This window comes from Vibrio galatheae (assembly GCF_000967545.1).
In the GTDB taxonomy this organism is placed as follows: Bacteria; Pseudomonadota; Gammaproteobacteria; order Enterobacterales; family Vibrionaceae; genus Vibrio; species Vibrio galatheae.
Genome location: NZ_JXXV01000012.1, coordinates 1 through 20,354 on the forward strand (window position 1 = coordinate 1; position 20,354 = coordinate 20,354).

General features: G+C 45.2%; 17 protein-coding genes and 1 pseudogene. 9 read left to right on the forward strand and 9 right to left on the reverse strand.

Translation table 11 applies throughout. The features are described 5' to 3' along the window. Together TW81_RS05675 and tal are read right to left on the reverse strand one after the other, a co-directional pair. Positions 1 to 252, reverse strand: a pseudogene (locus TW81_RS05675) (transketolase); the annotation flags it as partial. Between the two features lie 78 nt (positions 253 to 330). Beyond that, the gene (tal, locus tag TW81_RS05680) at positions 331 to 1,281 is read right to left on the reverse strand and encodes a transaldolase (protein WP_045954740.1); all 951 of its coding nucleotides are present in this window, start codon (positions 1,279 to 1,281) and stop codon (positions 331 to 333) included. Between the two features lie 449 nt (positions 1,282 to 1,730). Between tal and TW81_RS05685 the strand changes: the two genes are divergently transcribed. Next, the gene (locus TW81_RS05685) at positions 1,731 to 2,711 is read left to right on the forward strand and encodes a sugar-binding transcriptional regulator (protein WP_045954741.1); all 981 of its coding nucleotides are present in this window, start codon (positions 1,731 to 1,733) and stop codon (positions 2,709 to 2,711) included. A gap of 46 nt (positions 2,712 to 2,757) precedes the next feature. On the opposite strand, the gene TW81_RS05690 is transcribed toward TW81_RS05685, so the two are convergent. The 4 genes from TW81_RS05690 to moeA all read right to left on the reverse strand — a co-directional run bounded on the left by TW81_RS05690 (position 2,758) and on the right by moeA (position 6,026). Beyond that, positions 2,758 to 3,585, reverse strand: coding sequence for a sulfurtransferase (locus TW81_RS05690; RefSeq protein WP_045954742.1), 828 nt, complete (start codon positions 3,583 to 3,585; stop codon positions 2,758 to 2,760). A 101-nt stretch (positions 3,586 to 3,686) separates the two neighbouring features. Beyond that, entirely contained in the window at positions 3,687 to 4,004 is a 318-nt protein-coding gene (locus tag TW81_RS05695) for a hypothetical protein (RefSeq protein WP_052706153.1), read from the reverse strand. A 27-nt stretch (positions 4,005 to 4,031) separates the two neighbouring features. Further along, positions 4,032 to 4,781 carry a molybdopterin-synthase adenylyltransferase MoeB gene (gene moeB / locus TW81_RS05700; protein WP_045954743.1) on the reverse strand — a complete coding sequence of 250 codons (750 nt, stop codon included), beginning with the start codon at positions 4,779 to 4,781 and terminating at the stop codon, positions 4,032 to 4,034. A 9-nt stretch (positions 4,782 to 4,790) separates the two neighbouring features. Beyond that, the gene (gene moeA, locus TW81_RS05705; RefSeq protein WP_045954744.1) at positions 4,791 to 6,026 is read right to left on the reverse strand and encodes a molybdopterin molybdotransferase MoeA; all 1,236 of its coding nucleotides are present in this window, start codon (positions 6,024 to 6,026) and stop codon (positions 4,791 to 4,793) included. Between the two features lie 157 nt (positions 6,027 to 6,183). Here moeA and folE point away from each other — a divergent pair, with 157 nt between their 5' ends. Together folE and dbpA are read left to right on the forward strand one after the other, a co-directional pair. Further along, positions 6,184 to 6,837, forward strand: a complete 654-nt coding sequence (folE, locus tag TW81_RS05710) for a GTP cyclohydrolase I FolE (protein ID WP_045954745.1) — start codon at positions 6,184 to 6,186, stop codon at positions 6,835 to 6,837. Between the two features lie 107 nt (positions 6,838 to 6,944). After that, positions 6,945 to 8,321 carry an ATP-dependent RNA helicase DbpA gene (gene dbpA, locus TW81_RS05715; RefSeq protein WP_045954746.1) on the forward strand — a complete coding sequence of 459 codons (1,377 nt, stop codon included), beginning with the start codon at positions 6,945 to 6,947 and terminating at the stop codon, positions 8,319 to 8,321. Between the two features lie 79 nt (positions 8,322 to 8,400). Here the strand turns inward: dbpA and msrB are convergent, their stop codons facing one another. Continuing rightward, positions 8,401 to 9,537, reverse strand: a complete 1,137-nt coding sequence (gene msrB / locus TW81_RS05720; protein WP_045954747.1) for a peptide-methionine (R)-S-oxide reductase MsrB — start codon at positions 9,535 to 9,537, stop codon at positions 8,401 to 8,403. Positions 9,538 to 9,690: 153 nt separating this feature from the next. After that, positions 9,691 to 10,893: an aromatic amino acid transport family protein gene (locus TW81_RS05725; RefSeq protein WP_045954748.1), complete on the reverse strand. Its 1,203-nt coding sequence runs from the start codon at positions 10,891 to 10,893 to the stop codon at positions 9,691 to 9,693. Positions 10,894 to 11,467: 574 nt separating this feature from the next. Here TW81_RS05725 and TW81_RS05730 point away from each other — a divergent pair. The 3 genes from TW81_RS05730 to TW81_RS05740 all read left to right on the forward strand — a co-directional run bounded on the left by TW81_RS05730 (position 11,468) and on the right by TW81_RS05740 (position 13,909). Next, positions 11,468 to 12,043 carry an acyl carrier protein phosphodiesterase gene (locus tag TW81_RS05730; protein ID WP_045954749.1) on the forward strand — a complete coding sequence of 192 codons (576 nt, stop codon included), beginning with the start codon at positions 11,468 to 11,470 and terminating at the stop codon, positions 12,041 to 12,043. Positions 12,044 to 12,078: 35 nt separating this feature from the next. Beyond that, a complete protein-coding gene (locus TW81_RS05735; protein WP_045954750.1) occupies positions 12,079 to 13,338 on the forward strand; it encodes a DEAD/DEAH box helicase in 1,260 nt (419 codons plus the stop codon). 64 nt (positions 13,339 to 13,402) lie between these two features. Then, a complete protein-coding gene (locus TW81_RS05740; protein ID WP_045954751.1) occupies positions 13,403 to 13,909 on the forward strand; it encodes a GNAT family N-acetyltransferase in 507 nt (168 codons plus the stop codon). A gap of 48 nt (positions 13,910 to 13,957) precedes the next feature. Here the strand turns inward: TW81_RS05740 and TW81_RS05745 are convergent, their stop codons facing one another. After that, complete coding sequence (locus TW81_RS05745; protein WP_045954752.1) at positions 13,958 to 15,085, reverse strand: acyl-CoA desaturase; 1,128 nt, start codon at positions 15,083 to 15,085, stop codon at positions 13,958 to 13,960. Positions 15,086 to 15,344: 259 nt separating this feature from the next. Between TW81_RS05745 and TW81_RS05750 the strand changes: the two genes are divergently transcribed. From TW81_RS05750 to TW81_RS05760, 3 genes are all read left to right on the forward strand, one after another. Beyond that, positions 15,345 to 15,905: a GNAT family N-acetyltransferase gene (locus TW81_RS05750; RefSeq protein WP_045954753.1), complete on the forward strand. Its 561-nt coding sequence runs from the start codon at positions 15,345 to 15,347 to the stop codon at positions 15,903 to 15,905. 98 nt (positions 15,906 to 16,003) lie between these two features. After that, entirely contained in the window at positions 16,004 to 17,128 is a 1,125-nt protein-coding gene (locus TW81_RS05755; RefSeq protein ID WP_045954754.1) for an efflux RND transporter periplasmic adaptor subunit, read from the forward strand. Positions 17,129 to 17,137: 9 nt separating this feature from the next. Continuing rightward, positions 17,138 to 20,293 carry an efflux RND transporter permease subunit gene (locus TW81_RS05760; protein ID WP_045954755.1) on the forward strand — a complete coding sequence of 1,052 codons (3,156 nt, stop codon included), beginning with the start codon at positions 17,138 to 17,140 and terminating at the stop codon, positions 20,291 to 20,293. The last annotated feature ends 61 nt before the right edge of the window (positions 20,294 to 20,354 follow it).

Here is a 20,354-nt window from a genome sequence, read left to right on the forward strand (position 1 = left end):
GTCGATAGACAACTCGTAACCCGAAAGGTGCAGCAAAGAGTAAATCAACATAGAGCCGTGGCCGTTTGACAATACGAAACGGTCGCGGTCAGCCCATTCAGGGTTTGCTGGGTTGTGGTTTAGGTGTGAACGCCAAAGAACTTCAGCGATGTCAGCCATACCCATAGGTGCGCCTGGGTGGCCAGAGTTAGCTTGTTGTACACCGTCCATGCTTAGAGCACGGATTGCATTTGCTAGATGTTTACGATCCATAATAATTACCGATTTCAATTTTAAATATTGGAAATTGAAAGGGGAACGCAAACGTTCCCCTTTTTTAATTCTGTGTGATTACAGCTTAGCTGCGATCATGTCTTCTAGTTTGCCTTGGTCAACTGCGAAATTGCGGATACCTTCTGCTACTTTCTCAACTGCCATTGCGTCTAGGTTGTGCTCCCATAGGAACTCAGCGTGAGTCATTGGAGCTGGGCGCTCTTTAGAGCCTTTAGAGTCAACTAGCTTCTCTACAACTTCACCTTCAGCTGCTTCTAGTTCAGCTAGAAGAGCAGGGGCGATAGTTAGACGGTCACAACCCGCAAGTTCAAGGATCTCACCGATGTTACGGAAGCTTGCGCCCATAACCACGGTGTTGTAGCCGTGTTCTTTGTAGTAGTTGTAGATGTCAGTTACAGAAATAACGCCTGGATCTTCCGATGCTTCGAAATCACGACCTTCTTTTGCTTTGTACCAGTCCATGATACGACCAACGAATGGAGAGATTAGGAATACGCCTGCTTCAGCACATGCACGAGCTTGAGCGAAAGAGAATAGAAGCGTTAGGTTACAGTTGATGCCTTCTTTCTCAAGGATTTCAGCAGCACGGATACCTTCCCAAGTAGAAGCCAGTTTGATAAGGATGCGGTCGTTAGTGATGCCTGCATCATTGTACATTTTTACTAGCTGGCGCGCTTTGGCAACGCTGCCTTGTGTGTCGTAAGAAAGACGCGCGTCTACTTCAGTCGAGATACGACCAGGAATCGTCTTAAGGATTTCTTTACCGATGTTTACCGCTAGCATGTCACAAGTATCTTGAACTTGTTGTGCCTTGTTGTTGCTTTGCGCTTTAGCGTATTCGATAGAAGCATCAATTAGAGGTGCATACTCTGCGATTTGAGCGGCCTTAAGAATCAGAGAAGGGTTAGTTGTTGCGTCTTCTGGCTGGTATTTTTTGATTGCATCAATTTCACCAGTATCAGCCACTACAGTCGTGAGTTTACGAAGTTGCTCTAATTTGTTGCTCATTTCGATCATCCTATTTAAATGGGACTTCACGTCAAAACAATAGACGTGAGTTGTGCATTTGCAAGCGCGTAAGCTAATCGCCCCAAACCTTAAATTAGTCTAGAAGATTAACTCAGCAAAATTAAATCAGCGTATGAACAATTGTTGTGAACATTTGCTCTTACGATGAGTAAATGATGGCTCCATAATTATCTTATCTAGACAGAAAGTCAATCGTAGAAATGAGGTTATGGTGACTTACATCAATTATTTTTTGATGCATCACAGGTAAGGTTCTGAATTAAACGTTTGCCAAGGTTGTGCAAGGCCTCAAGCACATCAAGCATGCTAGAAAATGAAGCTGAGAATTTGTAAAGGTGCTGAGCAAATGTTGGCAATAAAAGTGAGCGTGACATATGCTACATCTGTGAGCGAATGTAACACGCTACTGAGAAGAGATAGTGAACGATATGAATAAAACGATAAATGACTTTTCCGATGACAATGCGGACTTGCTAACTGAAATTTCCGTGGCCTACTACCAAGATGGTGCTACCCAAGAAGAGATTTCAAAAAAGTTTTCTGTATCGCGAGCTAAGGTAGGACGGATGCTTAAGCAGGCGCGAGATGAAGGGATTGTTGAAATTACCGTGAAATATCACCCGGTATTTAGCGCCAAGATTGAGCAGAGGTTGGTTGAACGGTTTGGTGTAAAGCGTGCATTGGTCGCGCTTGATCAACCCAGTGAAGAGCAGCAGCGTCAGCAGGTCGCTAGTCTGGTTTCAAAATATATGGCCAGTACCTTACAAAATGGCACAGTTGTAACGGTCGGACAAGGGCGAAATGTTTCCGCCGTGGCTCATCACACCGGAGTGATTCCCCAACGAGACGTAAAGTTTGTTTGTGGCATTGGCGGTATTCATCCAAGAGGTGGCATGTTTAATGCGGACCATATTTGCCGCCAGTTTGCGAAAAGCTACGGTGGCACGTCGGAAACGCTCTATGCGCCCGCCTATGCAGAAAACCGCGAACAGAAACTTGCCTTTATGCAGAATGCGACTGTTAAGCAGACACTGGATCTTGCTCGTAAAGCGGATGTGGCATTGGTCGGCATTGGCGATATGAGCGAGAACAGCTACATGGTCGATCTAGGGTGGTTTACTGCCGGTGAAGTAGTGCAAGCGCGCATGCTTCAAGGAGTCGTTGGGGACTTTGCTGGCTACGACTTTTTCGATATTCACGGACAATCGGCAATAACAGTGATGAGTGATAGAGTGATAGGACTTAGCCTTGAGGAGTTCAGACCGATCTCGCAAGTGATCGCTATTGCAGCAGAAAACAGCAAACCATTGGCTCTATTAGGTGCGCTAAGAACGGGGGTGATCGATGTTATCGCGACCAGCGTAAGTAACGCATTAACCGTTCTCAACTTAGATGAACAAATGAAATAAATGGTCATTCCATGCATTGCTCTGCAATAAACCGGGCCTTACACGATTATTCGATAGGCAACTCTTCGCGCTGTCCCCATTCAGTCCATGAACCGTCATAAACCGACAAATTCTGGTAACCAGCTAAATGAGCAGCTAACAATACGATTGCTGCTGTGACGCCTGAACCACAACTGAATATGGTGGACGATTTTTCTTCCGACAAGGATGACGCGAGGATCTCAAGCAGCTCTTGTACTGGCTTTAGCTTATGTCCATCCATCAGCTCTGCGAAAGGTTGGCACACTGAGTTGGGAATGCGACCGCTGCGTACTCCAGCACGAGGTTCAGGCACCTCTTTATTAAACCGTTGCCTAGAACGAGCATCGACAGTGAGAGAATCAGCATTATTGATTTCATTGAGCACGAACGCAGCATCAACGAAGTAGCGTGGGTCGAGTACACCAGCAAAGTTACCCAATTTACGCGGTTGGTTGTAATGTTGAACTGTGTCAAATCCGTATTTCTTCCACTCAATTAAACCACCATCTAGCACATAGACATCTTGGTGGCCCATCGCCTTTAACATCCACCATGCCCTCGGAGAGGCAAATGTGCCGCTGTTATCGTAAACTACGATGGTCGAATTATTATTAATACCCAATGCTCTAGCCAGATCATTAAATCTCTGTTCACTTGGCATCATATGCGGAAGAGATGAGTCTGGATCGCAAAACGTTTTGTCGTAATCAAATCGTAAGCTATTTGGGATGAGATTCGTTGTATCTTTCTCGACCTCTCCCGGAATTTGAAAATCTATACTTGCGTCTAGAATGATCAGATCGTCGTTAACCATAAGCTGACGTAGCTGCTCTGGAGTAATTAAAGGGGACATTGGATTACCTTAGGTAATTGAAAGTAGTAAAGATAAAGCTACACGACTCCCTTAACACACGCAACAATGGCGAAGATCGAAAAGCGCGACGTAACGGTAGTCTACTTTGGTTCGGCAGGGAAACACATTTCAAAGTGATAGTTAACGTCATCACCAGAAGAAGTGTGTTGTTTGATGAGTTTTACTATTGATCCTATCGGGCAGTGACTGCTCGCTGGTGCTTGGATCAATGCCGTGGAACCATCAGGAAGTTGGATGTTTAAATAGCGTCTATGCCCATCGAGAGATTGAGTGAGTGTTTGATTGATTACTCTTCCTTGGACATGACTCTCTAACTTGGAGGGCAGTGTCGAGATCAGAAAAGATAAGATCAGCACAAGGATGATTAAGGCGGCAAGGAATACTCTTGGATTGTTCATCAGGCTCTACTCCTCGCTGCCAAGCTGTTAGCCACACACTGGACAATTGGGCATTTTCGTCAGATTCATTTCGCGCCACGACATGCTCATCGCGTCTAACATTAAAATTTTACCTTGCTTAGGCGTCCCGTAGTTAGCGATGACTTTGATAGCTTCCATTGCCTGTACAGCGCCAATAATGCCGACCACAGGTGACATCACACCAGCCTCAACGCAACTTAAAGCGGTACTGCCAAACAGAGCGCTTAAACATTGATAACAAGGTTGATTAGGATCTTGATAAGTAAAAACACTGACTTGACCTTCCATACGTATCGCTGCGCCAGAGACCAGTGGTGTTTTCAGCGCGTAACATAGCTTATTGAGCTGATTCCTAGTCTCGACATTATCGGACGCATCTAGTACCAAGTCGTGTTGTTCGATAAGTGCATTGAGCTCGTCATCTGAAAGTCTTTTGTCTACCGTTCCAACCTCAATATATGGGTTCAGCTGCTTTAGTGAGTTGGCTGCGGACACGACTTTCTTCACACCGATATCGGCATCATGATGGAGCACCTGACGCTGAAGGTTAGACAGTTCGACCACATCATCGTCAATGAGAGTGAGCTTGCCAATTCCTGCTGTAGCTAAATATTGACTGGAAGCGCAGCCAAGACCGCCTGCGCCCAAAATCAGAATCGAAGCTTGCTTAAGCGCCTCTTGGCCGTCGAAATCGAACTGTTTTAGAATGATCTGGCGGTTGTAACGCAGCATTTCTTGATCAGATAAGATCTCCAAACGTCACCTCTAGTATAGGGTTTGGTTGAACAGCTGAATATTCACGGTTTCGCCAGCTTCGACGCGGCCACGTTCACGCTCAAGGACAACAAAACAGTTCGCTAGACTCATTGACCGAAATGCCCCAGAGCTTTGATTACCTGTGGTTTCCACGACAAACTGACCATCTTCAATGGTATAGATTCCGCGTTGATAATCGGTTCGGCCAGGCGCTTTTTTAAACGAACTACGCGTGGTCGCTGGAATAGACTCCGGTGCTTTCCACTCGCTATGGCCTGCCAGTTTTGCCAGTAGCGGCTGAACAAGAACATACATGGTCAACACGGCTGATACTGGATTGCCCGGTAAGCCGCAGAACCACGCGGTAGAGAGCTTCCCAAAAGCAAAAGGTTTACCCGGTTTAATCGCCAGTTTCCAAAATCCGATTTGACCAAGCTGTTCAAGAATGTCTTTGGTGTAGTCGGCTTCGCCAACACTGACACCACCCGATGTGACAACTACATCAGCCAGTGTTTGTGCCTGTTCAAAAGTCGCCTTTAGCGTTTCTGGACAATCAGGAATAATGCCTAAATCAATCGCTTCACAACCAAAGTTTTCGATAAGCGGCTTAATGCCGTAACGATTGCTGTCGTAAATTTGCCCTTCAGCAAGAGGTTCACCTAGCGGCTTAAGCTCATCGCCCGTCGAGAAAAAAGCAACGCGTGGTTTACGTACCACAGTAACGTGGCTGATACCTAACGTGGCAATCATCGGAATGTCACGAGAGGTTAAACGCGCACCTTTGTTTAGAACAACATCACCTTGCTTAATGTCGTCACCAGTAGGACGAATATTGTTTTGTGGTTTTACTTCGGTCTGATTGAACTGAATGCCTTGCTCTAAAACTTCGGTGTTTTCTTGCATGATGACCGCATCGCAACCTGTCGGAATTTTTGCTCCGGTCATAATGCGTACACAACTGCCTTGTGGCCAATCGTCTTCAAATGGCTGACCGGCAAAAGACTTGCCTGCCAATGGCATGACATTGTTTTCTGCGAGATCAGCTAAGCGAATGGCATACCCGTCCATCGCCGAGTTGTCAAAAGGGGGAACAAAAATTGGAGACAGAATATCTTCAGCTAAAACAAAACCTATCGCTTCAGCAAGGGGGAGTTGTAAGGTGGTTTGGATAGGTTTGATTGGCGATAGCATTTTTTCCATCGCTTCTTCGATTGGCATCAAGCCCGGTGCATCACAGCATCCCATATCAGAATCCTAGTAAATTTCATTTTTGTTATTGGCCGACACTCTACCATAATTGGGCTTTGAGCAGTAATGACCTCCGATAAAATATGGGTGTAATTATTCAAAAATCCGAGTATCCTTGTCACCCATCCTAAAGGGGTAAATAAGAGGAAGTGGTATGTCAGGTCTTAGCGAATCCGCAAAGTTGGTTAAAGATGCGCTAGAACGTAGAGGATTAGAAACGCCAATGGCGCCTAATCCGTTTAGTCGAGAAGAGAAAAAAGAAAAAATTCAACATCATATGCGTGAAATTCTCTCTCTGCTAGAACTTGACCTTACCGATGATAGTCTTGAAGAAACGCCGCATCGCATTGCCAAAATGTACGTAGATGAAATTTTCTCAGGTTTAGACTACTCGAATTTCCCCAAGATTACGGTTATCGAAAACAAGATGAACGTGAGCGAAATGGTGCGTGTAAAAGACATTACTGTGACCAGCACCTGTGAGCATCATCTGGTGACCATTGATGGTCGCGCAGCAGTCGCTTACATTCCGCGCGGCAAAATTATTGGTCTGTCTAAGATCAACCGCATTGTTCGTTTCTTTGCGCAGCGACCACAGGTGCAAGAGCGCATGACACAGCAGATCTTAGTCGCTTTGCAAACCTTGCTTGAGTCAGATGATGTCGCTGTGACCATAGATGCGACGCACTACTGTGTTAAATCACGTGGTGTCATGGACGCGACCAGCGAAACGACAACCACAGCGCTGGGTGGTATTTTTAAATCTAACCCTGCAACACGACACGAGTTCCTGCACGGAATTCGATAGGGCAGTGTTGAGATAAGCGAATTATTTAAAACCGCTTCTATATGAAGCGGTTTTTACTTTTTTAATCGAGAGAGTTTTTCTTTCGATCAACCATTAAGGTTAACATTGTGACAAATTCATTTAACACGCTTGGGTTGCGTAATGAGCTACTAGAAACGCTTGATAGCTTAGGTTACACCGAAATGACGCCGATTCAGCAGCAGGCGTTGCCATTAGTCCTGCAAGGTAAAGACGTGATTGGTCAGGGTAAAACGGGCTCGGGTAAAACCGCAACGTTTTCGCTTGGCTTACTGAGTAACCTCAACGTTGACCGCTTCCGAGTGCAGACGTTGGTACTGTGTCCAACGCGTGAATTGGCTGATCAGGTGGCGAAAGAAATTCGTACCTTGGCACGTGGTATCCACAATATTAAAGTACTGACTCTTTGTGGCGGTATGCCAATGGGGCCGCAAATCGGCTCACTAGAGCATGGGGCGCATATTTTGGTCGGCACTCCAGGCCGTATTCTTGATCATATGTCGAAAGGTCGTATTAGCCTTGCTGAACTCAACACTCTGGTACTAGATGAAGCCGACCGCATGCTGGATATGGGTTTTGAAGAGGCGATTGATACCATCATTGATGCAGCGCCAGTTAAGCGTCAAACATTACTGTTTAGCGCGACTTTCCCAGACAATATTGAATCTTTAGCCGCCAAAGTGATGGTGGCTCCAGAGATGGTGAAGGTGGAGTCTACGCATCAAAAAAGCACTATTGAGCAGCGCTTTTACAAAGTCGAGAGCAGTGAAGCGCGTGACGATGCACTTGAAGCGCTATTGCTTACCCATAAGCCCGAGTCTTCTGTCGTATTCTGCAATACCAAGAAAGAAGTGCAAAATGTGGCAGATGAACTGAGTCATCGCGGGTTCAGTGTGGTAGAACTGCATGGTGATATGGAGCAGCGAGAGCGCGAACAAGCGTTGACCATGTTTGCCAATAAGAGTATTTCAATTCTCGTCGCGACGGATGTAGCGGCGCGTGGTCTGGATGTCGACAACCTTGATGCGGTGTTTAATTTTGAATTATCACGCGATCCAGAGGTGCATGTTCACCGTATTGGCCGTACAGGCCGTGCAGGATCAAAAGGCATGGCATTTAGCTTCTTCAACGACAAAGAAGAATACCGTGTAGCGCGAATCGACGAATATATGGACATTGCCATCTCGCCAGCAGAGCTTCCTGCTAAGCCTGTTGAGCGTCCTTTCTATCCGAAAATGCAAACTATCCAGATCTTGGGTGGTAAAAAGCAAAAGGTGCGTGCTGGCGATATCTTAGGCGCACTGACTAAACAAGCGGGTTTAGATGGCAAAAAAATTGGTAAAATTAATATCCTAGCTATGGTGTCTTACGTTGCGGTTGAGCACGACATCGTGAAAGCGGCTTTAAAGCAATTGCAAACAGGCAAAATGAAGGGCCGCAGCTTCAAAGCACGTGTTATGAAGTAAGTTCACATTGTGCTAAATATGATAAACCCCAGCTAGGTGTGGCCTGCTGGGGTTTATTTTTATCAGTCAATTGGATGGATTAACTGTCAAATAAGTAAAGGTATTCGCCGTAACCCGCTTTTTCCATTTCTGAAACCGGGATAAACTTCATCGCGGCTGAGTTCATACAGTAGCGCAGCCCAGTTGGTGCCGGTCCATCTTTAAACACATGGCCCAAATGAGAATCGGCAAAGCGACTTCTCACTTCGGTTCTTGGGTACACTAAGTAATAGTCAGTTTTGGTGACGATGTAGCCTTCATTAATCGGCTTGGTGAAACTTGGCCAGCCAGTTCCTGACTTGTATTTATCGGTCGATGAAAATAGCGGCTCACCTGACACAATGTCGACATAAATACCGGCTTGTTTGTTGTCCCAATACTCATTGTTAAAGGCTCTTTCAGTCCCTTCTTCTTGAGTGACGTAGAACTGCATTTTGGTCAATGATGCTTTAATTTTTTCGTCTGACGGTTTGCTGTATGCCTTAATGTTGGAAAGGGCTTTTTTTTCATCAATCATCTGGCGTAGCGTAATCGGATTGTCTTGACGATCCTCGCCAAATATTTGGTCTAAATATTGGTCACGACCAGATGCGTAACGGTAGTAGTTATAACGAACTTTGTTACGCTTGTAATAGTCTTGGTGATAATCCTCTGCAGGCCAAAATTTTTCGAATTTGATTAATTGTGTTTTAAGCGGTTTGTTAAAAATGCCCAGTTGATCAATTTCTGCCATAAACTGCTCCGCGATGCGCTTCTGCTCGTCATTATGATAAAAAATGGCGGGCCGGTATTGAGGGCCGCGATCGACAAATGAGCCTTTATCATCAGTTGGATCCATATGGCGAAAGAGTTGGTCGAGCACTTGTTCGTAACTGACCGCGCTTGGGTCGTATTTTACCTCGATCACTTCAATATGACCTGACTTGCCTGAAGAGACCTGTTTATAGGTTGGGTTATCTAAATCGCCACCAGAATAGCCAGATACGACATCAATTACCCCTGGTAATTTCTCAAGGTCAGACTCAGTGCACCAGAAGCAGCCTCCTGCCAATGTTGCAATTTCATATCCTGATGACGCTGTGGCTTTTGGCATGTCACTCTCTGCCGTCCCCATAAAAGAGGCTAGGGCGGCAACGGCCGCAAGAGCAGATAGGACAAACTTAAACTTCGCTTTCATATCGACCTCATCGATTGTTTTCGTTATCACCTAATATGAACGGAATAAGCGAGAAAAAATTGCGTTGTTTAGTCACTTTTATCGTTAATCTAGCTGGAAAGATCAAAAAAGACGCCGAGTATTGGCGTCTTTTAAGCACATGTAAGGTGCTATTTAGCCGAGCGCGGGCAGAATCCCTGCGGTAATCAGAATTTGCGCAGCAATGATAAGTACGCCAACGCTACTTCCAGCGATTAAACCGATATTTCCGCCAACAACTTGATAGTGCTCGCTACTTGATTGAGCACGAGCCTTTTTAACCATCAATATAGGCAAGAATATTGCCAAAATAACCAAAGCGATTGCGGCGTAGCCCAGTGCCATAATAAAGCCCTGCGGGTAAAACAGCGCAAATCCCATTGGAGGAAGGAAGGTAACAACACCAACGAGCAAACGCGAATGATCTTGTGCTTGCTTTTTGAGCGTATCACCAAGGAATTCGAACAGGCCAAGACTCACACCAAGAAAAGAGGTGAGTAGTGCCAAATCGGCAAAAATACCTATAGCTTGAGCCAAACTAGCGGCGTCTACTGTCGTCGCCAATGTTGAAATCAGAGCGCTTAGTCCTTGGTTTTCAAGTAGAACGGTTTGGTTGACGACACCGAGAGTGACTAACTGCCAAAAAACGTAAATGATTAAAGGTATAGCTGAACCAATTAATATGGCTTTGCGCAATGAAGGTGTGTGGCCATCTAGGTAATTGACCACGGCCGGAATACTACCGTGAAAGCCAAAAGAAGTGAAAATTACTGGGATTGCTGCGATCACAAGTCCGTGTTCAACGGGCATACTGAGTAGGTAAGACTCGGTTACATTCGGTGCCAAGAAGGTTAACACCATCGCCATTGCAAGGATTTTAACCATAAATAGAACTCGGTTGACCTTATCAACCGTTGCTGTTCCTATGGTTACGACCGCTGCCACCACGAGAGTAAATATTATTGTCGCCGTCGTGTTAGAAACGTCAACATGCGTAAAACTAGCGATGCGTTCTGCAAATTGAGCCCCACCTCCGGCGATGTAAGCCGCGCAAAGCGCATAGAAAAGGAACATCATCGCAAAGCTGGCTACCCACTTACCTTGGGTGCCGAGAAACTGTTTCGCCAGCGTGTGTAAGGTGGCATCTTTTTCAGCGTGTTGGTGAATCTCAATCATCAGCAAAGCCGTGTAGGCCATTAATCCCCATAAAGCAATCATAATCATGAGGGACGTAGAGAATCCGATACCTGCGGATGCGAGAGGAAGTGCGAGCATGCCAGCACCGATGGTGGTACCTGCGATGATCAAAGTACTACCGATTACCTTTGATGTGTTCATTGTATAATTATCTTTACGAATTAAATGGGATTGATTGGTTAAATAGGCTGAAAACTAGAAGGTAATTAGCCTTTATCACTAGTTGTGTGCTGATTTTGCAAAATATACATGGCGACATCAAGCTTTTTGTACATCTAAATTACCGGCGTTGTAAATTAAACGTTACACCAATGGCGTAAGCAGCGACGAAAACGATTACTTGGGATGGAATTCAAATCACAATGAGAATTTTCTTTGCCCTTTCAAAAAACTGTCATATAAGTGCTTTAAAAAGGAACAATAGACCGCATATTCAAGTAAGAACTTGGATAGAGTTCTATAAAGTGTTTTTATAAAGGAGGTCAGCATGAGTGACCAAACAATGAATGAAGAATGCCTTGAGCTATTAGATGCGATGGAGATTGGCTTTGAGCTCTCAGACTATGAGCAGTCAATTGAAGAATTCGCAGACGAAATTTTCAAATAATTATTCTTCGCTAATACATGGCTACCTAGGTGGCGACCAGAAAGAGCCAGTGCAATTGCGCTGGCTTTGTGCTTCTATAAGGGAGTGTATTTTAACAAGGATAGGCGCTTGAACTATCTCGCTCACCTGCATATCGCTGATCATTGCGATTCTAGTTTACTCGGCAATTTATTAGGTGACTTTGTCAAAGGTAACCCAGATACTCAGTTTCCCTCCTCAATTTCGCAAGGGATCAGGCTGCACCGTTATGTTGACTCCTTCACCGATCACCACCCACAAGTCATCGAAGCAAAGCAGGTGTTTCCCAATGGAACGAGACGTTTCTCTGGAATAGCACTAGACATGTTTTGGGACCACTGCCTCGCAAAACAGTGGCGCGAGTATCATTTGCACTCGCTGAATTGGTTTGTTGAACAGGCGAGAATCAAGGTCATAGAAGATGGCGATGGTGAATTACCAGAGCGATTTCTTCGCGTTTCTTCCGCTATGTGGCAGGGTGGTTGGCTCGAATCTTACCAGCACTTGGACAATATTGAATTTGCACTGCAGAGAATGTCGCAGCGCTCACCAAGAATGGAACATTTGCAACACTGTTTTCCTTATATTGAGCGAAATTATGACCAATTGAGCGAGACATTTTCGTCCTTCTACCCAGATGTACTAACCGCCAGTAAAAGTTTTTGATAGAATCTTTCGCCTTGCAATTACAGGTTATCCGTATGTCGACACAATTTGAATCACTTGGGCTTTGTTCCGCCCTTACCTCAATCACTGAAAATTTGGGCTTTAGTCAAGCGACAGAAATTCAAGCTCAAGCTATTCCGCATGTGCTGGCAGGTAAAGATGTTCTCGCGGGTGCTCAAACGGGGACTGGAAAAACGGCTGCCTTCGGTTTACCCATTCTGCATAAATTGCTTCAAGCAGAATCGGCGCGCGATCCTCAAAGTAATGACGTGCTAGCACTTGTGTTAGTTCCGACGCGTGAGTTAGCTCAGCAAGTGTTCGATAACCTAACCCTGTATGCTCAGGATACTCAAATCAAAATCGTCGCGGCTTACGGTGGCACGAGTATGAACGTGCAAACGCGCAATCTTGACCAAGGGTGCGATGTTTTAATCGCTACACCGGGTCGTTTACTTGATCATATGTTCTGTAAAAACATCAGTTTGCTGAAAACACAGTATCTTGTGCTCGATGAAGCCGACCGCATGCTAGACATGGGCTTTATGCCCGACATCAAACGGATTCTGAAGCGTTGCAATGAAGCGCGCCAAACCTTGTTTTTCTCCGCGACGTTCGATAAGCGCATTAAAACCATCGCGCACAACATGCTTAATGAGCCAGTAGAAGTGCAAGTTACGCCTTCAAACAGCACTGCGGATACCGTTAAACAGATGGTCTATCCGGTGGATAAAAAGCGCAAAGCAGAGTTACTTGCTTATTTGATTGGTTCAAGAAACTGGCAGCAAGTACTGGTGTTTACCAAAACCAAACAGGGTAGTGATGCGTTGGCAAAAGAGCTTAAGCTTGATGGCATCAAAGCAGCTTCGATTAATGGTGACAAGAGCCAGGGTGCGCGCCAAAAAGCGTTAGATGACTTTAAATCCGGTCAAGTTCGTGCGCTAATTGCCACGGATGTCGCGGCTCGCGGCTTAGATATCCAACAACTAGAGCAAGTTGTGAATTTTGATATGCCCTACAAAGCAGAAGATTATGTGCATCGAATTGGTCGAACGGGCCGCGCAGGCAAGGAAGGGTTTGCAGTTTCATTAATGAGTCGCGATGAAGAGTACTTGCTGGAAGCGATTGAGAGACTGCTCGACAACAAATTACCTCAAGAGTGGCTTGAAGGATTCGAACCTAGCTTAATTGATGACACCGCGCCTGAAAATTCGTCACGTAAACGAGGGCGCAATGCAGATAAGCGTAAAATGAAAGCAAAACTTAAAATTCACGCCAATCGTGGTAAGAAGAAATAGAAAAAGGCTCATGTTGTGACAAACATGAGCTTTTTCTTTTACGGCAAATGATTAAGGATATGGAATGAAGCTGTCACTCATTGCATTAAAGGACGCAGACACATTGCTTGCCTTTGAAATTGACAATCAGCACTGGTTCGAGCAATTCATACCTCCGCGTGAGAAGGAGTTCTACTCTCAAGAGGGAGTGACTCAGCACATTCGTGAATTTTTGCTCGACTACCAGTGTAATGAAATGATCCCGCTACTCATTAAAACTTTAGAAGGTGAGATTGTTGGCCGAATCAATGTCACCAATATAAATAGCGTCAAACGCAGCGCTCATTTGGGCTACAGGATAGGACAAGATTTTACTAATCAAGGCGTTGCTAAATGGGCGGTGGCGGAAGTTACGAAGATTATCAAAGCGCGTGGTGTTAAACGGCTATTTGCCTACGCTGCGACAAGCAACCCAGCTTCGCAGCGAGTATTGACTCAAACCGGTTTCTGCCAAGGGAAAGTAGTAAAGGATTATACCGAATTACATGGCAAATCGATTGACTGTGTTGAATATCGCTTGAATATTGATTAGACAAATTTAGTGAATAAAAAAACGGAAGCAAGTGCTTCCGTTTTTTTATTAGGCGTACTGAGCGACCATTGATTCCCAACTTCTTCGTTGGGCGGCGAGATCTTGCTTCATTTGCTGATAGCGCATTTTGAGCAGCGAATTCTCGTATTTTTTTGCCAGATCGTTTTTCTTGGCCTCAAGTACTTGTTTCTTAAGATCGTAGTAGTCTGCCAATTTCCCCATTAGGGCTTCGAACTCTTTGTTTAACGCCTCATTGAGCATAGACGCATTAGGTAACTGATCAATATTGCGCGATGCTGTACTCAGCGCTTGTTTCGCCTTAGCTTTTTCAATTTTGATTTTTGGTGTAACTCTCAGTTTCTTGGTAAGGCCAAGAAAAGAGCAAGATTTGATCAGCCATTTGGTTGGATCGTATTGCCACCAGTAGATGCCATTTCGATAATCATTTTCAAAAATATGGTGATAGTTGTGGTATCCCTCACCAAACGTAAACACGGCAAGTACAGCATTATCGCGCGCGGTATTTTTGTCTGTATAAGGCTGGCTTCCCCAAATATGTGCGAGAGAATTAATAAAGAAGGTAGAGTGGTGGCTCAGCACCAAACGTAATACACCAACAATAAGCAGCATGCCTATGATATCACCATGCAACAGGCCAATCGCGATTGGGATGCCAAAATTTGTTGCAAGCGCCAATGGCACATAATACTTGTGTTGCCACATAGCGATCTTGTCTTTGTGTAGATCGCGGCAGTTACTGTAGTCTGCATAGGTGTTGGCGTTGTATTCGCGCAGCATCCAGCCAATATGAGAGAACCAGAAACCACGCTTGGCGGAATAAGGGTCTTTGTCATTGTTGTCGACATGCTTATGGTGAATACGGTGATCTGAACTCCAGTGAAGCGCGCTGTTTTGCAGTGCAAATGCACCACCTATTGCGAATAGAAAACGTAAAGACCAGTGAGCTTCGTAGGTTTTGTGTGACCAAAGACGGTGATAACCAGCGGTAATTGAAAGGTTACAAAAAGAGAAGGCGACCAAAAACCAAATAAAGTGCTCCACACCATAGCCGTTGGTTATTCCGTACCAAGGAACAAGCAAGGCAGCAACAAGAAATGATGATAAAAAGATAAAGATATTTAACCAAATCAGAGGTGGTTTACTAGGGCCCGACATGGTGAGTTTTCCTTTCAGCTAACAGTTGTGCGCTAGATTATCAGCGTACACGTGTAAGTCAAACGATATTGTCGAGTCTGACGGCTGACTCACGTCTTTTTGATCAATAATTTTGTAACTGAGTTTGTATAACCGGCATTTGCCCGAAAATGTTTCACAATCTTGCTATTTTAACATTTAGAATGTTTGGCTTTTAGATGAATGTTTTATAGTATGAAGCGGAAAATTAATCCTTACAGGAAGTAATAAGGAACTATAAATGGAATTAAAAGTAGCTGAATATAGCGACTTTGAACGCATTGCAACCTTGCATGCTCAAAGCTGGAAGCAATTTTACCAAGGAATTTTAGGTAAAGACTATCTTGAGCACGAGGTGCTTGATGAACGGATGGCTATCTGGCAAACCCGCCTAATTAATCCCCCCTTTAACCAACATGTACTTCTAATAGAAGAAGGCGGTTTACTGTGTGGCTTTATTTGCGCATTCGGAAACCATGATTTTGAAAAAGGCACCATTATTGACGCGCTTCATGTCGATTTGGCATACCGAGGCAAAGGATTGGGAGTGCAACTACTGGCTGAAATAGCAAAGTGGATCGAACAATACTTCCCTGAGAACGGCGTTTATCTTGAAGTTATGAAAGATAACAGACAAGCCGTTGAGTTCTATTCACACTTAGGTGGAGATTGTCACCTTGAACGCCTATGGAATGCGCCTTGTGGGAGTAAAGTACCAGAGCTAGTGTACACTTGGAATTCAGGTGCGGACTTAGCCCGTAGTTTGGAACCTTACACAAAGTTAGAGCTTGTAACCAGTTGAAACAATTAACCTTGTTTTACTGATATTTCTCGGACATTGATTTATGGACCGTTGGGTAGAGTTAGCCTGCCCATTTTTCTTTATCTAACGGTCTGTTCATGAAAAAAACGTTAATTTTTACAGCGCTTAGTAGTGCGCTTTTTCTCGCAGGATGCGGTGAAACTACCCAAGGGCAACAGCAAACAGCACAATTGGTGGTTGCTGAGCAAGCACTTCTCACTCCATTCCAGCCAAGTAAGTCGTACATAGGTCGAGTCAGCGCGGTTGAAGATACTAATATCACAGCTCAGGTTACTGGCTATCTCAAAGAGCGCCACTTTGATGAAGGACAAATGGTTGAAAAGGGGCAACTTCTTTATACGATCGAACCGTCCTCTTTTGAAGCCCAAGCTGCCAGCGCAAAAGCGGCGCTCACTCAAGCAAATGCGACGCTAAAAAAAGCGCAATTGGACTTTGCCCGAGGAAAAAGCCTTTTACCCAAAGGCAGTATTTCACAATCTGAATTCGATAATCTAACAGCAACGCTCTTAGGCGCAGAGGCTCAAGTTGAAGCAAGCACAGCGCAGTTAAATCTTGCTGAAGTCAATCTCTCGTATACACAGATCGTTGCGCCGTTCTCTGGCCGTATTAGCGATAGTCATGTTAGCAAAGGTGATCTTGTCTCACCACAAAGTGGCGTATTAACCACTTTGGTCAGCCTAGATCCAGTGCACACAAGTTTCAGCATTAGTGAGCGTGAAAGACTTGAACTAGGTATTGATAAAGTAGAAGGAGATGGCAGCTCTGAATCGGCTATGGTCGAAGTTCAAGCTATTTTGGAAGATGGCCGTGCTTTTGAACATCTTGGCGATCTTGATTACCTCGGTAACCGCATTGATGTTAATACCGGCACACTCGCGATGAGAGCGGTATTTGCAAATCCAGAATACCAACTTCTACCTGGTCAGCATGTTCGTGTGGTTTTAAGAGACAAAGAAGCACGTGACGTGGTAGTGGTTCCTCGACGAGCAGTACAGTCAGATCTTGAAGGCCACTTTGTTATGGTCGTTGCAGAGGGTAATCTGGCGGAAAGGCGTAACGTTGAACTCGGTGAGCAAACGGAGCAGGGGATTATCATTACTAAAGGGTTACACGGCGAAGAGCCTGTAATTACACAAGGATTGCAACGCATTCGTAATGGTGCGCCTGTCCGTTTCGAATCCCCAAAAGATGACACTGAGTAAGGTAGGCAAATGTTAAGTCGCTTTTTTATCCAGCGCCCTAAGTTTGCGTTGGTCATATCCATTATATTGACAATGGCGGGCGTTATTGCACTTGCGATTTTACCCGTTGCTGAATACCCAAGAATTAGTCCTCCTTCTGTGAGTGTGAGTGCATCCTATGCGGGCGCAAGCGCAGAGGTAGTCGAGCAGGCGATAGCTGATCCTATTGAAACATCCGTCAACGGTGTTGAAAATATGATCTATATGTCGTCTAAAAGTGCTAACGATGGTTCTTACAGCCTAAACGTAACTTTTGATGTTGGCACAGACCCCGATATGGCACAGGTCAACGTGCAAAACCGTGTAGCTCAAATCGAGTCAAAACTACCGCAAGAAGTTCGTATGGTGGGTGTGACGGTTAAGAAACGTTCGCCAGATATTTTGATGGTATTGAACTTCTACTCGCCTGATGGCAAATACGACGACCAGTTCTTGATAAACTACATTAACTTAAATGTTAAAGATCAGCTGGCGCGTGTTACGGGGATTAGTGATGTGAACGTTATTGGTGGTGGCGAATACGCAATGCGTGTTTGGCTCGACCCAGAAAAAATGGCCAACTTGAAGTTAACCACAGAAGACGTCCAAGCGGCACTGGCCTCTCAAAACGTTCAAGTCGCGGCTGGCCGAATCGGTGCTGCGCCTTATGCTAACCCTCAGGAAGTCCAGTTTAACTTAGTCACCAAAGGCCGATTAGAAAGTGTTGAAGAGTTTGAAAACGTGGTTCTTCGCTCGAGTACCGATGGCTCTACTGTCTATCTAAAAGATGTTGCGCGCGTTGAGCTGGGTAAAAAGTTCTACGATGGTAACGGTGTTTTCCGCGGTCAAGACGCCTCTATTGTCGCTTTGTCACTACAGTCAGATGCGAACGCGTTGGAAAGTGGTGCTGCGGTTATGGCATTGCTTGAAGACTTGAGTAAGAACTTCCCAGCGGGCATGGACTACGAAACGAGTTATGACACTACTTTATTCGTTGCTGAGTCGATCAAAGGGGTAGTAAAAACTCTCATCGAAGCCATTTTGCTTGTAATCGCCGTTACCTATCTATTTTTAGGTAGCGCCCGTGCAACCATGATTCCTGTCGTCGCGATTCCTGTTTCGTTAATCGGCACGTTTGCGATCATGCAAGCGACGGGTTTCACGATAAACACAGTGACGCTATTTGGTTTGATCTTGGCGATTGGTATCGTGGTCGATGATGCGATCTTAGTTATCGAAAACGTCGATACAACCATGGCAAAAGAGCCGACTATATCGCCGCGTCAGGCAACCTTGAGAGCAATGAAAGAGGTAACTGGCCCGATCATTACCTCAACGTTGGTATTATTAGCGGTATTTATTCCGGTTGCGATGCTGCCGGGTATAACCGGCATTATGTACCGTCAGTTTGCGCTGACCATTTGTATTTCGGTTGTTATCTCTTCTATCAACGCATTAACGCTTTCGCCAGCGCTTTGTACATTGCTACTCAAACAAGGTGGCGGCAATACAGCGAATTGGTTTAAAGCCTTCAACCGTGGTCTTGATAGAGTAACTGCAGGCTACAGCAATGTAGTGAGTTTCCTAGTGAAGAAAACGCTGATTGTTGTTGTATTCTTCGTGGTTGCGGTGGCAGCGGTTTACTTCCTAGCGAAGAACACGTCTACAGCATTTGTTCCACAAGAAGATAAGGGTGTGTTGGCCGTCAACGTTCAGCTGCCTGATTCAGCGTCTTTATCACGTACTGAAGCAGTTTCAGAGAAACTAAGACTGTTGGTTGAGTCCGAGCCAGGTGCCGATGGTGTTACGGTAGCGAACGGCTATGCCTTTATGACGGGCGCGGCGGCTTCAAACGGGGCAACCTTGTTCGTCAAGCTACACGATTGGGATTCACGTCAAGCGTTAGAAGGTAATCATACAGCCAATGATATCGCAGCACGAATTAATGCCAGAGCGGTTGAAGAGATCCCAGAAGCGCAAATCTTTGCTATGGGTCCACCAGCGGTTCCGGGTATGGGGGCGGCTTCAGGTTTCGAATTCGTCCTTGAAGACACCTTAGGCCGTAATCGTACTGATTTGGCAATGGTAATGAATGATGTAATCGCAACGGCAAACGCACAGCCTGAGATCGCGTATACATTCAGTACCTTCAGAGCTAATGTTCCGCACTACTATGTTGATATAGATAGAGAGAAAGCGCAGCAACTAGGTGTGCCTCTGTCATCAATCTTTAAAACATTACAGGGTAACTTAGGTTCAATCTATGTAAACGACTTCACCTTGTACGGTAAAAACTTCCAAGTGACGTTGCAAGCCGACAGTGAACACCGTAATAGCATGGAAGATCTCGATCGCTTTCATGTACGCTCATCGTCGGGTCAAATGATTCCGCTAAGTACGTTGATTACTCACGAACTTGTGTTTGAGCCAGATGTCGCATGGCGTTACAACATGTACCGCAGCACGGTTATCCAAGGGCAACCTGCACCGGGATATTCGAGTGGTGACGCAATTGCAGCGATGGAGCGAGTTGCCGCCGAAGTACTACCACAAGGATACCAATATGAATGGACAGGGTTAGCCTACCAAGAGGTACTTGCAGGTAACCAAGCGATCTACGCGTTCGCATTGGCACTGTTCTTCATCTACCTGTTTATGGTAGCTCAGTACGAAAGTTGGTCCATTCCACTCGCTATTATCTTAGTCGTACCCATTGCTACATTTGGTTCGTTCTTTGCGTTGCAGTTAACGGGTACACCGCTTAACTTATATGCACAGATTGGTCTGGTTCTGCTGATAGCACTCGCCGCGAAGAACGCGATCCTGATTGTGGAATTTGCGAAAATAGAGCGTGAAGAAAAAGAAGCATCGATCGATGACGCAGCGGTTCAAGGTGGTAAGCTACGTTTCCGAGCGGTTAACATGACATCTTGGTCATTTATCTTGGGTATCTTCCCGCTGATATTTGCTTCCGGTGCAGGTAGCGTGAGCCAAAACTCGCTGGGTATATCCTTGGTTGGTGGTCTACTTTGTGTGCTAATTGCAGGTACCATGTTAATCCCTGGCTTTTACGCACTGGTGCAAAGACGACGTGAGAAATATCACGGAGGAAGTACCAAACTCGTTCCATTGGAAGATGATGAGTAGCGAGATATAGAAACGTCAAAGCCCTAACAAAATTGTTAGGGCTTTTTACTTTCAGCTATCT